This is a genomic window from Photorhabdus machadonis (genome assembly GCF_052657765.1).
Window position 1 is genome coordinate 4690697 of sequence record NZ_CP199761.1, and the last position, 15091, is coordinate 4705787.

Annotated in this window: 12 protein-coding genes and 3 tRNA genes; 6 read left to right on the forward strand and 9 right to left on the reverse strand. The window is 42.9% G+C overall.

From position 1 onward, the window contains the following. Positions 1-10: 10 nt before the first annotated feature. From prtA to ACUN2T_RS22610, 4 genes are all read right to left on the reverse strand, one after another. The gene (prtA, locus tag ACUN2T_RS22595; RefSeq protein WP_445495145.1) at positions 11-1462 is read right to left on the reverse strand and encodes a serralysin; all 1452 of its coding nucleotides are present in this window, start codon (positions 1460-1462) and stop codon (positions 11-13) included. A 1357-nt stretch (positions 1463-2819) separates the two neighbouring features. Continuing rightward, positions 2820-3920 (reverse strand): 23S rRNA (cytidine(2498)-2'-O)-methyltransferase RlmM, encoded by a 1101-nt coding sequence (gene rlmM / locus ACUN2T_RS22600; RefSeq protein WP_445495146.1) that lies wholly within the window; start codon positions 3918-3920, stop codon positions 2820-2822. Continuing rightward, positions 3913-4308 (reverse strand): DUF423 domain-containing protein, encoded by a 396-nt coding sequence (locus tag ACUN2T_RS22605; protein ID WP_445495147.1) that lies wholly within the window; start codon positions 4306-4308, stop codon positions 3913-3915. Before ACUN2T_RS22605 ends, rlmM begins: the two co-directional genes overlap by 8 nt. Positions 4309-4371: 63 nt before the next feature. Continuing rightward, positions 4372-5292: a transcriptional regulator GcvA gene (locus ACUN2T_RS22610; RefSeq protein ID WP_445495148.1), complete on the reverse strand. Its 921-nt coding sequence runs from the start codon at positions 5290-5292 to the stop codon at positions 4372-4374. Between the two features lie 451 nt (positions 5293-5743). On the opposite strand from ACUN2T_RS22610, the gene csdA reads away from it, so the two are divergent. Together csdA and csdE are read left to right on the forward strand one after the other, a co-directional pair. Then, positions 5744-6952 carry a cysteine desulfurase CsdA gene (gene csdA, locus ACUN2T_RS22615; protein WP_445495149.1) on the forward strand — a complete coding sequence of 403 codons (1209 nt, stop codon included), beginning with the start codon at positions 5744-5746 and terminating at the stop codon, positions 6950-6952. Between the two features lie 3 nt (positions 6953-6955). After that, entirely contained in the window at positions 6956-7435 is a 480-nt protein-coding gene (gene csdE, locus ACUN2T_RS22620) for a cysteine desulfurase sulfur acceptor subunit CsdE (protein WP_445495150.1), read from the forward strand. Here the strand turns inward: csdE and tcdA are convergent. Together tcdA and mltA are read right to left on the reverse strand one after the other, a co-directional pair. Further along, a complete protein-coding gene (tcdA, locus tag ACUN2T_RS22625) occupies positions 7407-8219 on the reverse strand; it encodes a tRNA cyclic N6-threonylcarbamoyladenosine(37) synthase TcdA (protein ID WP_445495151.1) in 813 nt (270 codons plus the stop codon). The genes csdE and tcdA overlap by 29 nt on opposite strands. Before the next feature lie 48 nt (positions 8220-8267). Then, the gene (mltA, locus tag ACUN2T_RS22630) at positions 8268-9365 is read right to left on the reverse strand and encodes a murein transglycosylase A (protein ID WP_445495152.1); all 1098 of its coding nucleotides are present in this window, start codon (positions 9363-9365) and stop codon (positions 8268-8270) included. A 219-nt stretch (positions 9366-9584) separates the two neighbouring features. Between mltA and ACUN2T_RS22635 the strand changes: the two genes are divergently transcribed. From ACUN2T_RS22635 to ACUN2T_RS22645, 3 genes are all read left to right on the forward strand, one after another. Next, positions 9585-9661 (forward strand) — tRNA-Met (locus tag ACUN2T_RS22635). A gap of 91 nt (positions 9662-9752) precedes the next feature. Beyond that, positions 9753-9829: transfer RNA gene (locus ACUN2T_RS22640), tRNA-Met, on the forward strand. A gap of 74 nt (positions 9830-9903) precedes the next feature. Then, positions 9904-9980: transfer RNA gene (locus ACUN2T_RS22645), tRNA-Met, on the forward strand. Positions 9981-10080: 100 nt separating this feature from the next. Here the strand turns inward: ACUN2T_RS22645 and amiC are convergent. Next, positions 10081-11328 (reverse strand): N-acetylmuramoyl-L-alanine amidase AmiC, encoded by a 1248-nt coding sequence (gene amiC, locus ACUN2T_RS22650; RefSeq protein WP_445495153.1) that lies wholly within the window; start codon positions 11326-11328, stop codon positions 10081-10083. 242 nt (positions 11329-11570) lie between these two features. On the opposite strand from amiC, the gene argA reads away from it, so the two are divergent. Continuing rightward, entirely contained in the window at positions 11571-12905 is a 1335-nt protein-coding gene (gene argA / locus ACUN2T_RS22655; protein ID WP_445495154.1) for an amino-acid N-acetyltransferase, read from the forward strand. A gap of 96 nt (positions 12906-13001) precedes the next feature. Here argA and ACUN2T_RS22660 read toward each other — a convergent pair whose 3' ends face one another. After that, the gene (locus tag ACUN2T_RS22660) at positions 13002-14084 is read right to left on the reverse strand and encodes a FecCD family ABC transporter permease (RefSeq protein ID WP_445495155.1); all 1083 of its coding nucleotides are present in this window, start codon (positions 14082-14084) and stop codon (positions 13002-13004) included. Beyond that, on the reverse strand, positions 14081-15091 hold the full coding sequence (locus tag ACUN2T_RS22665; RefSeq protein WP_445495156.1) for a FecCD family ABC transporter permease: 1011 nt from the start codon (positions 15089-15091) through the stop codon (positions 14081-14083). Before ACUN2T_RS22665 ends, ACUN2T_RS22660 begins: the two co-directional genes overlap by 4 nt.

Here is a 15091-nt window from a genome sequence, read left to right on the forward strand (position 1 = left end):
TGTTTTTGTATTATGCAAGGATAAAATCAGACTCTAATATCGGCTCTCCGACAATCTTCACCCAAAAATCATCATAGGAGAATTCATCGCCCAAATTAATAGCGAAATCATTCACCTTGTTCACCGTATCATAGCGAAGCACTGCTTCTCCGACTGCGCCAGTAAACTCCCTGACAAACTTAACGCCACCTTTCCCTGCTTCACCCAGATCGAACAACGACACATCAATCTTGTCCTCACCGGAAACGAAGTCATGGATCCAATCACGCTCAAGAGGTGGTGATTCTTTAGCGCTTAGGTAGACAAATGTATCTTTGCCTTCCCCGCCCCAAAGCTGATCTGCGCCCAGACCACCGTAGATAATGTCATCACCGGCCCCCCCCTTAAGAACATTCTCTGCGTCATTTCCGATCAGAATGTCATTACCACTGCCACCAATCGCATTTTCAATCGTTACACCACGGGCAATAGAGACGTTTCCTTTCAGGCCGCCGACATCTGAGAAGGAAGCTTCATTCAGGTTGATACGCTGATCCTGAGTAAAACCAGAGAAATCAAATGTGTCATTACCACCCGCATCCCAAGCGGTGAACAACAGTTTGCTGTTTTCATCTTTTGCGGTATAGAAGTCACGATCTGTGTTGGAATTAAAACCATATATCGTGTCATCTGTACGGATGGTCTTATTAGCGCCATAGACTTCCTGAATGGCCGAAATATCGTTAAGTAATGGGGCGGAAGAATAAATACCTTTAAAGTCCTGTCCGGTATTTTTTTCACCGAAATAACTCATGACAGTATGAGCGCGGCTATCTTCAAAATACGTGGCGCTCTTCTTATAAGTTGGTCTTTCCTTATCAGACGCATTATAAGCAGCGGGGTGCTCTAACCCCAATGTATGACCAATTTCATGCGTAAAAGTCTGACGCCCATAACCGTTCACACCAATATCATTCTCTGAGAAGGTGTGGCTTTGCAGGTTATACCAGGTTCCTGATTGTTTCGATTCAGGGCTGGGAAGATAAGCAAACGCGTAGCTCCCTCTCAAACTAACGTCAAAGAAACCAAAGGTAATGTGAGCCTTATCCGAATCAGTTGTTTCAGTGAAATTAATATTAGCGACATCAGACCAAGATTGTATTGACAGTTTCGCAGCAGCTCTTTGTTCTTCATTAAATGCTGAAAACTCAGAAATATGCCAAGGCATATTCTCCGGTTTACTCTCTAGGAAACTATAAGTTAATTGGAAAGCTTCCGATTTATCGTCGCCCTGATGCCCCCAGCGATAATCACCTCGAATTAATTCTTTTGCAGCATTTTTACTTGGCTCATGTTCAACAACAATATTAGGATCCTTGCCTGGTACATAAGCCTGTAACTGTGCCTGAAGCTCATTTGCCTTTGCCGAGCCGATAAGTTCCGAGTATGAAATTTTCTTCTTTAAAGACATATATCTCTCCATAAATGCAGGGCTTAGAATTTTTATTTAAATAAATACAAGTCAATAAAACCTGAGAACAATGGCCCCTCCTGGCCATACAAATAACAATGAAAATCCCTTTCACACAAACGTAACACTAAAGTTAATTATGTAAAAAGCAATTAACATATTTTTTTAATATAAACGTGATAAAAATAACATAAAACAAATAAGCGATTGTTTTATATCACATAACTATTTAAGACGAAAAAAACACCGCTAATTTCTTATTGATATTTTATTATCACTAAATTATCTATTATTTAACTGTCCATAAAGTAAAATTTAAAAATTTTATAGAATTATTATGAATAATTATGATTAGCAATTATCACCGTTAACTAAATAAACAGACCAAATACGAAATAAGAGATACCCTTTGATTGCAATGTTAGGCATTCTGAGGCACCTGAAAGTAAATTGAGTTAGGGGACATCCATACAAAACCAGAATGTTATTGTTAATCAAAGTAACAACAACTTTATGAAATCAATAAATAAAATATATATAATAGTAAATTAATACTTTCTTTATTCTTAATGATTCCATCTTGATAAAGTTAAATTGAATTTATGATTTATAAATAAAAAATAGGAACATAAACAGAGTTAATTAAATTATATTAAAAACAGAATACAGAATACAGAATACAGAATACAGAATACAGAATACAGAATACAGAATACAGAATACAGAATACAGAATACAGAATACAGAATACAGAATACAGAATACAGAATACAGAATACAGAATACAGAATACAGAATACAGAATACAGAATACAGAATACAGAAATAATATTATATTTATCTTGATACCTATCACAACGACTATTTAACATAAATGAGATATATCAATAAAACATCAAAATTAACCAATATAAAATAAACATTCAGTTATTATATATTTAATAAATAAATAAATCAAAATCACAACAAAATAAGAAACAACAAAACATTCATTATAATTTACAGTCTCAATTCAATTAATTATTTCATTATTAATATAATATATGATTAAAAAATTAAAATGATACATTGAATTTATTATTTACCTTAAGTCAAGTTAAAAGCCAACATTCGCCAGACAAAAATCAAACAATATTAATTATTACATTAAATCATGATGATCTCACCATAGAATATCGATTAATCGTTTTTTGTTGAATAAATGAAATAAATCATTTTAATGTGTGCTTTTATTCCACATAAGAATGAGAAATAAAATACAATAATATTAACTAATACTGAAAATGAAATCGCCTCAGAATATCACTGAGGCGATTTGAGAAGCGTTGTTTTCGGGATTTACTCCAGGATACTGATGAACATAAGTTAATCAATAATCATCCCGGTTGGCGGCATAAGCAGACCAAATACGTCGGACATGAACAGTTATTTCTTCCCTGTCATGATACAGATGCTTTGCTTGAATTTGCGTATTGATACCATTTTCCTTTAATTGCAGATGCATCTTCTGCAAATTATACGCCACTTCTTCATAACGCTTTTTCATTGGTAATTTAAGATTAAAAATAGCTTCCCGGCACCAGCCATTAACCAGCCAATCTGTCATTAACTGAGTCACTTTTGCTGGTTTTTCCACCATATCACACACCAACCAATAAATATTTTTTGCCGAAGGTACAAATTTAAAACCATCAACTTTGTGATGTTTAACCTGCCCTGTATCCATCAAACTTTCCGACATCGGGCCATTATCCACAGCATGAACCATCATACTGCGTTTCACCAGTTGATAAGTCCAGCCCCCAGGACATGCACCCAAATCAACAGCATACAAACCACTCGCCAAACGCTCTTCCCATTCGTCATAAGGAATGAAAACATGAAAAGCTTCTTCCAGTTTCAATGTTGAGCGACTTGGAGCATCTGAAGGAAATTTCAGCCGTGGAATGCCCATATAAAATGGCGAGTTATTATTACTGTAAGAATAACCAACATAACAACAACCCGGAGCAATAAAGAAAACGTGTATTACCGGACGGTTAGCATTTTCCCTAATCAGCAAAAGCTTTTCCTGACGCATCGCATTACGCAGCGGAACAGTAAACTTCCGGCAAAATTTCAGTAACTCTTTGCTTTCGTTGGTATCAGGCACTTCAACCCGCAACTCGCCTGCACGCTCCATGACGCCCTGTAACATACCAATAATCGGGCTTATCCGATCTTCGGGCGATAAACCCCGCAATAATTCACCCACGACCAACATTTGACGAGCAAAAATCAACTCCTGGAATGGTATCTCACGAATAAGCCGATCCGCGTCTTCATGTTGATAACACTCAAACAGGACATAACCACTGTTATCTTTTACCCGGGCAAAACCGTAAATCTCTTTTCGACCCGCTTTATCGGTGATCTCTGCTGCGCACTCTTTTTCAAAACCAGGGCGGCAATATAAAGCAATTTTATTCATGGCGAAGCGCCGATTTCCTTAGACGCAAAGCGCCAATTAACACTAAGAGCCAGCCAATAAGAAAGCTGAACCCTCCAACTGGGGTAATATAAGCAAAAAATTTAACCTGCAATAAAGCCATACAATAGAGACTGCCACTAAACAACAAAATGCCTACCGCGAAAAAGACACCACTCCAGTAAAACCAGAGAATAACTCTACGCATCAGCATGGCAGACATCGCCATCATTGCCAAAGTGTGAATACCTTGATATTGCAGGCCGAGATCAATCCAACTTATCTGATATTTCGCCATCATCGGGGATAAGAAATGCGACCCGATAGCGCCAAACGCCACATAGAAAAAACCACTGAAGCCAGCAAAGATAAGCATCAAACGACTATTCACTGTTATCTTCCTTTTTCACATTATATCTGAGAGTTCTTACAGCCCGAATACCTTATTTTTTTCTTATTCATTGGTAATAAAGCCCAGTTTCTCCTGCTCACTGGCTGCCTGTGCCAGCACCCATTGCCGGAATGCTGCGATTTTCCCCAACTCAGCCTGATTGTCATGACAGACAAGGTAAAATGCATTCTTACTCACTAACACATCATTAAATGGACACACTAAGCGCCCGGCATCAATTTCAGTCCGAGCCATAACATTATTTGCCAGTGCAATCCCCTGACCATGAACTGCGGCCTGGATCACCATTGCACTATGGCTGAATATCGGCCCTTGCTGAACATTTATCTGTTGCTGCATATCAAGCTGGCGTATATAAGCCTGCCAATCACGACGGGAAGAATCGTGTAACAATGTATGGCGTGCCAAATCTGCGGGAACTTTCAACGGGTTTTCCCCGGTCAGTAACGAAGGTGCACAAACGGGGAGCAAATATTCCGCATAAAGACGATCCGTTCGCAACCCCAGCCAATTTCCACGACCATAAAAGATAGCAACATCAACATCATCAGCAAGCTTCTCTTCTTCTCTGTCTACCGCTTGTATCCTGACATCAATTCCCGGATAAGCTAAATTAAAGCTAGACAACCTTGGAACCAGCCACTGAATAGCAAAACTGGGTGAAAGACTGACAGTCAAAGCACCTTTAGCACTTCGTGCTTGAAGTTTACGCGTTGCTTCATTGATTGATGTGAATATTTCTTTAATATCCAGATAGTAGCTTTGCCCCTCTTCAGTCAACAATAATGATCGGTTGCGACGACGAAACAACTTCAACCCAAGGAAATCCTCCAGGCTTTTCATCTGGTGGCTAACTGCGGCTTGCGTCACAAATAATTCTTCAGCCGCCTTAGTAAAACTCAAATGGCGCGCCGCTGCATCAAAAACCCGCAACGCATTCAGTGGTGGTAAACGTTTGGACATGTGAGCCCTTATGCAATATTAGTGATACCGGTAACTCTTTATATTTAGTTATTAGTTTTTGTAATCCAAATCATTATAAATTGTCCATTGAGGATACACCAGTAAATCCCTATAGTGGCGCCACTTCCTAAGCCGGAACGAAAAGTGAATTAGTTGTAACGCTATGAAACTTTTGGCTTTGTGGTTGTGATGTTGTGTTTGCAAGTTGTCTGGGAAACCAGACTGTGTAGCTTAAGCTACTGTTTTTTCACTTCCTGTACATTTACCCTGTCTGTCCATAGTGATTTAGTGATTTTTAATGCACTGCGATTGCAGTGCTTTTTTTTGTCATAATAGCTGGAACATGGCAATATTATTCAATGTAACAACCTATCCATTTTCAGCCAGAAACAAGCGGATCATCATCAATAGAATAATCTAATCAATAACCACGAAACCTAATTAAAACACTATGAAAAAGTTCGAACCAGAACAGTTCCGCCGGCAATTCCCAGCCCTGCAACAACAAACTGTATTCCTGGACAGCGCAGCAACTGCCCTGAAACCACAAGCCATGATAAAGGTAACTCAGGATTATTATCAATACAGTAGTACTACTGTACATCGCAGCCAACATCACACAGCGCTGGAAATCACATCTCGCTATGAAAATGCCCGGCAACGGGTTGCTGAACTCATCAACGCCCCACAAGCCGAAAATATTATCTGGACAAAAGGCACAACAGAATCTATCAATCTGGTTGCCCAAAATTATTTCCGTCCCCATCTTCAGCCCGGTGATGAAATTATCGTTAGTGAGCAGGAGCACCATTCCAACCTGATCCCTTGGTTAATGCTGGCGGAACAAATCGGTGCCAGAGTGATAAAATGGCCTTTAGGCAACGGCAAATTACCGGATATCAACACGCTGCCTGAACTTCTGAATAGACGCAGCCGATTAATAGCAATCAGCCAAATGTCCAATGTGACCGGTGGAGCGGTCGATCTGACTGCAATAACAAAAATAGCGCACCAACATAGCTGTCTGGTCGTTGTTGATGGTGCTCAGGGAGTTGTTCACAATCCCGTTGATGTTCAGCAATCAGATATCGATTTCTACGCGTTTTCCGCTCATAAGCTCTATAGTTCAAATGGTGTTGGTGTACTTTACGGCAAAAGTGAGTTACTTGATGCGATGTCTCCCTGGCAAGGCGGCGGAAAAATGCTTACCCACGCCTCATTCAGCGGTTTCACACCGGAAGCTGTACCATTCAGGTTTGAAGCAGGGACACCGAATGTTGCAGGTGTTATTGGTTTTTCTGCCACGCTGGAATGGCTAAAAGATATTGATATCGTCAAAGCAGAAACCCATGCCATCACACTCGCCGACTACACCGAACAACAACTTTCCGTTTTACCCGGATTTATCAGTTATCGCATTGCGGGTTCCAGCCTGTTGGCTTTTAATTTTGCCGGTATTCATCACAGTGATCTGGCAGCTATTTTGGCAGAACAAAATATTGCTTTACGCTCCGGTCAGCATTGCGCTCAACCACTAATTGAGGCTTTAGGTATCAACGGCTGTTTGCGTGCTTCTTTTATGCCTTATAACAATCAGCAGGATGCCGATTCTTTAGTTCAAGCAGTAAAATTCGGCCTTTCTCTATTACAGGATGAATAAAATATGGCTCAAGCCGCAGAAAACCTGACCGCACCACATCCATTTGGCAAAGAAATTAGCCAGCAACAGTTGGTTGAAACCTTTAATCAATGCCGCCAATGGGAAGATCGCTATCGCCAGTTAATCCTGCTAGCCAAGAAACTACCTGCACTACCTGACAACTTGAAACAACAGAATATCGAAATGTCTGGCTGTGAAAACCGGGTTTGGCTAGGACATCAATTACTGTCAGATGGTCACCTGCATTTTTATGGCGATAGCGAAGGCCGCATTGTAAAAGGCCTGCTGGCGGTGATATTGACGGCGGTGGAAGGAAAAACACCGCAACAAGTTTTGGCAACTAACCTGTTGGCGCTGCTCCACCAACTTGGGCTGGAGCAACAGTTAAGCGGTTCACGGTTGAATGGCGTGAAATCGCTGATTCATGCAGTGCAAAGCGCCGCAAAAAATTATATTAAAGCGAGCCCTGACGTTGCGCTTTAGCAACCATCTTTTTCAATGCATGGGAAACTGCAACAAATCCGAATGTCGCCGTGACCATTGTTGCGGCACCAAAACCTGATGCGCAATCCATACGTTTCGTCCCCTCCGCAGTACTTTTAGCGGCACAAACAGAACCATCACTCTGTGGATACACTAACTGCTCAGTTGAAAACACACAATCAATTCCCAACTTACCTTTACCATTCTTCACAACGTGATAATCAGATTTCAGCCTTTCCCGCAACTTAGCCGCTAAAGGGTCCTGAATCGTTTTCGCTAAATCAACAACCTGAATTTGTGTAGGATCCAATTGCCCACCCGCACCACCGGTTGTTACCAACGGAATTTTATAACGACGACAATAAGCCAACAGCGCGGCTTTTGGCCTGACACTATCGATCGCATCAATGACATAACTGAATCCACCCGCCATCATCTCTTCAACATTATCTGGCGTGAGAAAATCATCAATACAAGTGACTTTACACTCAGGATTAATCGCCAGAATACGTTCAGCAATCACATCCGTTTTTGGTTGTCCAACATGCTGTCTTAACGCATGTAACTGGCGGTTAGTGTTAGTGATACAGACATCATCCATATCAATCAGGGTAATCGCGCCTATTCCTGTACGAGCTAACGCCTCGGCAGCCCAGGAACCCACACCACCGATACCCACTACGCAAACATGGGAATGAGAAAACAAAGAAAGCGCTTTTTGACCATATAAACGGGCTGTACCCGCAAAGCGCTGCATATATGCATCAGAAAGAGAAGCTTGCATCACTGAATATCAATCCTGAAAACCTGTTATAAAATTTATAGAAAGAAATTACTGAGTTACCATTAGCATAGCAGGCGGCTCTTCTTTCAGCACCCAAACCCGGCCGTAGTGGTTATAGAAACCCGCCGCAGTACCCGCCTCATCACCAATGCCATGATAGATATCGAAATGATGCCCCTTTATTGCACCGCCGACATCCAGTGCAATCATCAGGCGCATCTGGTACTGACCGGTAAATTTACCCTCGTTATCCAGCAAAGGTATCTCTGCCAGCAATGTTGTTCCTGGTGGAACAAGCATTTTATCAGCGGCCACAGAGGCTTTTGCAATCAGAGGAACGCCACTCGCTCCCCGCACCGAGGCATAAAATTCAGGTTTAAAAAAGACAAATGATGGATTCTGTTCCAGCAACTTACGAACCTCTGCCTCACTGTGTGATTCAACCCATTTGCGAATCGCCAGTATAGATATATCTTCCTGCGCGATTTCTCCGCGTTCAACCAGCAGCCTGCCAATACTCCGATAAGCCTGTCCATTCTTACCCGAATAACCTAAAAAGGTCAGCGGCTCGCCGTCACCAAAATCGACATAACCACTGCCCTGCACTTCCATAATAAAATTATCAATCAGAGAATTACTGTAGCCAATGATCAGGCTGGCGCTGAGGGCACCATTGTATATCGCGGCCCGGCTTGGTAAATGATATCTGCTTTTAGACGGCATACGGTACAAGGGATATTTAAACTCCCCCTGTTTAACGCGGCGGGCCTGTAACACCGGCGTATAATAACCCGTGAATTGAACATTACCGTAATTATCCACACCTTCCATCTGGTAAGCGCGTAAATTAAACAAATTTAATTTACTGGTTGCACCGCCAGCCAGCACCCAGTTCTGAACTGCGTCAAAAGTTGAGCTATTACGATTATACAGGCGGGGAGCAGACTGACTAATAAGCATCACCTGCTCTGAAAAATCTTTAGCATTAACCGGCCTGCCCTGAGCATTGGGCTGATTAACCAGCAATAAATCCTGAGTGATATGACCATCTTTATATTGTTGGCCCTGGGCTGTTGGACGGGAATGACATCCAACTAACAGTGAAATCACGATCCCACACAGAACGTACTTACTCCAGAATGTCATTGCTGCCTTCTCTCTTACCGACATTGCCTAACGGCGAACAATACCAAACCAACAAAAATAATGAAACTTACTACAAAAAAATAACTTAACGAAACAGCGAAAAAACGCATACAAAAACACCAGCATGCAGAGTAATTAATCAAAAAAGTAACGAAACAAACAATTTTTAATAAAAAAACTTGCAACAGATCTGATCCTGAGTATAGTGCCCGAATCGGACGCGGGGTGGAGCAGCTTGGTAGCTCGTCGGGCTCATAACCCGAAGGTCGTCGGTTCAAATCCGGCCCCCGCAACCAACACAATGAAATAGTTCGATATTTGCGAATGAGGAACCTATTCCAGCAGGCATTAATGATGCAGGAAAGCATAAAATAGGTTCTTAACGGACGCGGGATGGAGCAGCATGGTAGCTCGTCGGGCTCATAACCCGAAGGTCGTCGGTTCGAATCCGGCTCCCGCAACCAATTTTCGCAATTCAGAGTATTAAAACAGACAGTATTGAAATAGACAGTATTGAAATAGACAGTACTTAAACGGACGCGGGGTGGAGCAGCTTGGTAGCTCGTCGGGCTCATAACCCGAAGGTCGTCGGTTCAAATCCGGCCCCCGCAACCAATTCTTAATGCGTTTCAGCATACAAATTCCCAAAATACCTCCCAAGCAGCTTTCTTACTATTGTAACTTATCGCTTAGTTTCGTTCTAATGGCGGATATTTTACCGCCGTGCTAAATCACCACCATGACTAAAATACGCTTTGATACCCGCGAAAATGGACTCCGCTACCTGCTGCTGGAAGCGTGCTGTTTTCAATTTCCGTTCCTCTTCCAGATTACTGATAAACGCAGTTTCTACCAGAATAGATGGGATATCCGGTGCTTTCAGTACCGCAAACCCAGCCTGATCCACCCGGTTTTTATGCAGTTTATTCACTTTACCCATGCGCTTGAGCACTTCACTGCCAAATTTAAGGCTGTCATTGATGGTCGCAGTCTGTAGCAAATCAAACATGGTATGATCCAGATACTTATCACCGCTTTTACTTACACCACCAATCTGGTCGGCTTCATTTTGCGTTTGGGCCAGAAAACGTGCGGTATTACTGGTTGCGCCTTTAGTAGAAAGTGCAAAAACCGAAGAGCCATGTGCAGCTCGGTTAGAAAAAGCATCAGCATGAATAGAAACAAATAAATCAGCCCGCATCTTACGTGCTTTTGCCACCCGGACTTTTAGCGGGATAAACACATCTTCATTACGAGTCATATACACTTTCATGCCCGGTTCACGCTGAATAATAGTTCGCAATCGACGGGCAATTTGCAGAACAACGTCTTTCTCACGGGTTTTATATTTGCCGATAGCGCCAGGATCTTCTCCACCATGTCCAGGATCGAGCATGATAACAATCGGCCTGTCCTTACCTGCTTTGCCTGACTTCGGTGTTTCCGCCGGTAAATCCTCAACCAAATTACCTTTATTGTACTCTTCAAGCAGAGCAAGTAATGGATCATCATCCTTATTCGCTCCCGCTGCGGGATAAATATCCAAAACCAAACGGTGCTTAAATTCCGCCACTGGTTTCAATGTAAACATATGTGGGCTGACCGATTGTTTAACTTCAAACACCAGACGGACCGTTTTAGGATCAAACTGCCCCGCCCTGACCAGTTTAAGATAAGGATCACGGGATTGAATCTGCTCCCCCATACCTTTTAGGGTATGGTTCAATTGCACACCCTCAAGGTCAACAACAATTCTGTTTGGATTTGTCAGCATGAACTGGCGATATTTGAGTGGAATATTGGACTCAAGAGTCACACGGGTATAACTGGATGCAGGCCAAATACGAACTGCAATAATCTTTGATGACGCTGCGTAACCCACCTGGCTGACACTAAGCAACCACATTGCTGCCGCTCCCTGCAACAAGCGACGTCGTGACAGATTAAGATCTGAATGACTCATCTACTATTTATTCCATTCATAAAATACAAATATTCAGGGTGACATTCAACTCAGGAAACAACCAAGTGAAAAACGCTAACCAACATTTATGCTGCCATCAGCAATAAATATTTTATATTTTGCAAATTATTCACGTCCACATATATATCGCAATGTTTTTGTTTTAATTGCCTCTTGCCATTTCCTTTCAAAAGGAATAAAAATACATAAATTACGAATAAAAATTCAATCGAGAGTCTTTTATGAAAGAACGCAGCACCGAATTAGTTGAGGGATTTCGCCACTCGGTTCCATACATCAATGCACACCGTGGCAAAACGTTTGTTATCATGCTTGGCGGAGAGGCGATTGCTCACGAGAACTTCCCGAACATCATCAACGACATCGGATTACTGCATAGTTTGGGCATCCGGCTGATAGTCGTTTATGGCGCCAGACCTCAAATTGAAGAAAACCTTGCAACCCATCATTATGAACCGGTTTACCACAAACACACCCGCGTTACCGATAATAAGGCATTGGAATTCGTCAAACAATCCGCAGGTTTGTTGCAACTGGATATTACCGCCCGTCTTTCTATGAGCCTAAATAATACGCCATTGCAAGGCGCAAATATTAATGTTGTCAGCGGTAACTTTGTTATTGCTCAACCTCTTGGTGTTGATGATGGCGTGGATTATTGCCACAGTGGAAAAATTCGCCGTATTGATGAAGCTGCCATAAATCGTCAGTTAGATAATGGCGCAATAGTGCTAATTGGCCCTGTTGCAGTTTCCGTTACCGGCGAGAGTTTTAATCTGGCATTTGAAGAAGTTGCTACTCAGTTAGCGATCAAACTACAGGCTGAAAAATTGATAGGTTTCTGCTCTACTCAAGGCGTACAGGGCAAAGACGGAAAAATTCTATCTGAAATTTTTCTTAATCAGGCACCAGATCTCATGAAAGAACTGGAAGCTGAAGGTGACTACTATTCAGGTACAGCCTGTTTTTTACGGAGTGCCGTAAAAGCTTGCCGTCGTGGCGTTCATCGCAGCCACTTATTGAGTTATCAAGCAGATGGTTCTCTGGTTCAAGAACTATTTTCCCGTGATGGTATTGGTACTCAAATAGTCATGGAGAGCGCGGAACAAATACGCAGAGCGAATATCAATGACATCGGAGGCATTCTCGAACTTATTCGTCCGCTGGAACAGCAAGGCATTTTGGTTCGCCGTTCAAGAGAACAACTTGAGAGAGAAATTGATAAATTCATCATTATCGAACGCGATAACCTGACTATCGCTTGTGCCGCGCTTTACCCCTATCCTGATGAGAAAATTGGGGAGATGGCTTGTTTAGCGGTTCATCCTAAATACCGGAACTCTTTAAAAGGTGAAGTACTCATGAATCGCATTTCGGATCACGCTAAACAGATCGGGCTGGAAAAACTATTTGTCCTGACTACCCGCAGCATTCACTGGTTCCAGGAACGGGGTTTTGAACCGGCGGAAATCTCAATGCTGCCAATTCAGAAACAAGAGCTATACAACTACCAACGCCGCTCCAAGATTCTTATGTTAAATTTGGAATCGCAGTAATGAGCTGATTAATGTTAAAAAATAACTCAATCCCATTGGGAAACATCCTTTGTGGCGATCGATCAGATCGCCTAAACCGGGTTCGATTTTATCTAACTAAAATCTATACTCGTTCCTAGTACTACAGCGTTTACGTAATGCGCTCAGCCGTATTGTCAGGATAAACAGGGGCACACCAATGAGTGTGAAGCTTAACCCGATAGGGAGAAAGACTCCTGAGGGTGCTGCTTTCGTCACGATATCTGCGGTGACGACCAGATTGCCGCCCACCAGAGCGGAAAGAAACAGTCGGGCGCGGCCTGTGGCCGATGAAATAAAGCTAGCCAGATGCGGCGCCAATATCCCCAGAAAGCTCAATGGCCCTACTGCGGTGACAGATGCTGCACTTAACAGGACAGAAAACATCATCAGCAACGGACGGGAATATTTGATAGGCTCCCCAAGGGATATAGCAAGCTCATTTCCAAGCTCATAGCGGTTTAAAGCGGGGCCAGTGATCAGAATTCCGATAATACTCAATAAGAATAATGGTATGAATGATGCGATAATTGACCAACTGGCCTGAAACAATGATCCTTGCATCCATCCGGCAAGATTCAAGGATAACTCTGTCGGAAGATAGAGAATAAGAAAAGAGCTGACAGAACTAAGAACGGACGAGACGGCAATCCCCATCAGTAAAATTGCCAAGCCACTTGCGCGATTATTGCCGACGAGCAAAATCAAAAACAACGCAACAATCAGCCCACCAGCCAGTGCAGCAAGGACGATCAGCATTTTAGGCGCGGAAGGAACAAACGCCAGCAAGACGATGATCATCGTCATAGATCCCTGACTTATGCCAAGAAGGCCGGGGTCGGCCAGCGGATTGCGAGCAATCGGCTGCAAAATAGCACCGGCAAGGGCTGCACACCAACCCACCATCAGCCCCAATAAAATATGAGGTATCCGTACAACCCAAAGTGCATAAAACTGGTGGTGCTCGAGGGAATATCCGAAAAGCATATGCGTGAATTCACGTATACCAACGTTCGTAACCCCGACGTTTAAAGAAACAGCCACGAGTATGATCGTGATGGTAAATAGGTATAAACCGACTTTTATATCACGGGTACGCATCTGCAATCCGTTGGCGAAACGTAATACCCTTTGTCCGTCTGTTGCCTGACCGAAGTTCATAACGATCTCTCCGATGTTGCTGAAAGATAGCGCTTTCTGATGACCCAGATAAAAAACAGCCCTCCCAAAAAATCCAGTAGAATGCCAGTATGTATGACATAAGGCTGGAAGAGTGTCTGCGCACAGAGATTGGCAATCAGGCAAATACTTGCCCCCGTCAGAGCACAGGCTGGCAGCGACAGCATAAAATTCTGACCAACCAGAGGCTTGACAATATGGGGTACAACCAGCCCCACGAAACCAATCAGACCGCATATGGCAACGGCAGAACTAGATGCAACTATGGCTGCAATCAGTGCAATGCGTGAAACAAGCGTTGCATTCACGCCAATTGAAAGCGCCTTTTCGTAACCGAGCAGAATAAGTGTCAGTGGACGTGCCAGTAATAAAAGTATCATCAAGGCCAGTATCCCGAACCACCAGAAATGGTGAAGCCTTGTGATATAGGCATGATTGATAGCCCCTGCTAGCCAGCTCAAATATTCGGTTCGTAATGCAGGATAGGCAAGAAGAACAGCATTGCTTATCCCAAGATAAAGCATCGCTATTAATGTGCCTGACAGTATCAGTAGCAAGTCACGAGAAACGCCGTTAACACCAGCCAGGCGAGAGACTGCAAGTGATGACAGAAAGCCGAATAACCCGCCGACAAGGGCTGCTATGCCTTGTAATGTCAGATCGAACTCAAAGCTGATTGCGCCTACTATGACAAACAGTGCCGCACCGGCATTGATTCCCAATGTTGATGAGGAGGCCAGTGGATTGCGGATAAGCCCCTGGAAGACGAGACCACTGCATGCCATCACCGCACCGACATAAACAGAAATCAAGGCCCGTGGTAGTCGCTGGTATAAAATAACTGCCTGCTCATAGTCTTGCGGTTCGGGCTGTGTTAAGGCCGCATAAATTTGCGAAACTGACGCAATATTCACGCCAAAAGAGAGACTAGAAAAAAAGATCAGCAGCAATACAAAAGGTGCGAATATAAAGAACAGTCTGGATTTCAT

Coding starts and splice junctions, on each gene's coding strand:
- prtA (WP_445495145.1), bottom strand. CDS start 1,462: ATGGAGAGATATATGTCTTTAAAGAAGAAAATTTCATACTCGGAACTT.
- rlmM (WP_445495146.1), bottom strand. CDS start 3,920: ATGAATAAAATTGCTTTATATTGCCGCCCTGGTTTTGAAAAAGAGTGC.
- ACUN2T_RS22610 (WP_445495148.1), bottom strand. CDS start 5,292: ATGTCCAAACGTTTACCACCACTGAATGCGTTGCGGGTTTTTGATGCA.
- csdA (WP_445495149.1), top strand. CDS start 5,744: ATGAAAAAGTTCGAACCAGAACAGTTCCGCCGGCAATTCCCAGCCCTG.
- csdE (WP_445495150.1), top strand. CDS start 6,956: ATGGCTCAAGCCGCAGAAAACCTGACCGCACCACATCCATTTGGCAAA.
- tcdA (WP_445495151.1), bottom strand. CDS start 8,219: ATGCAAGCTTCTCTTTCTGATGCATATATGCAGCGCTTTGCGGGTACA.
- mltA (WP_445495152.1), bottom strand. CDS start 9,365: ATGACATTCTGGAGTAAGTACGTTCTGTGTGGGATCGTGATTTCACTG.
- amiC (WP_445495153.1), bottom strand. CDS start 11,328: ATGAGTCATTCAGATCTTAATCTGTCACGACGTCGCTTGTTGCAGGGA.
- argA (WP_445495154.1), top strand. CDS start 11,571: ATGAAAGAACGCAGCACCGAATTAGTTGAGGGATTTCGCCACTCGGTT.
- ACUN2T_RS22660 (WP_445495155.1), bottom strand. CDS start 14,084: ATGAACTTCGGTCAGGCAACAGACGGACAAAGGGTATTACGTTTCGCC.
- ACUN2T_RS22665 (WP_445495156.1), bottom strand. CDS start 15,091: ATGAAATCCAGACTGTTCTTTATATTCGCACCTTTTGTATTGCTGCTG.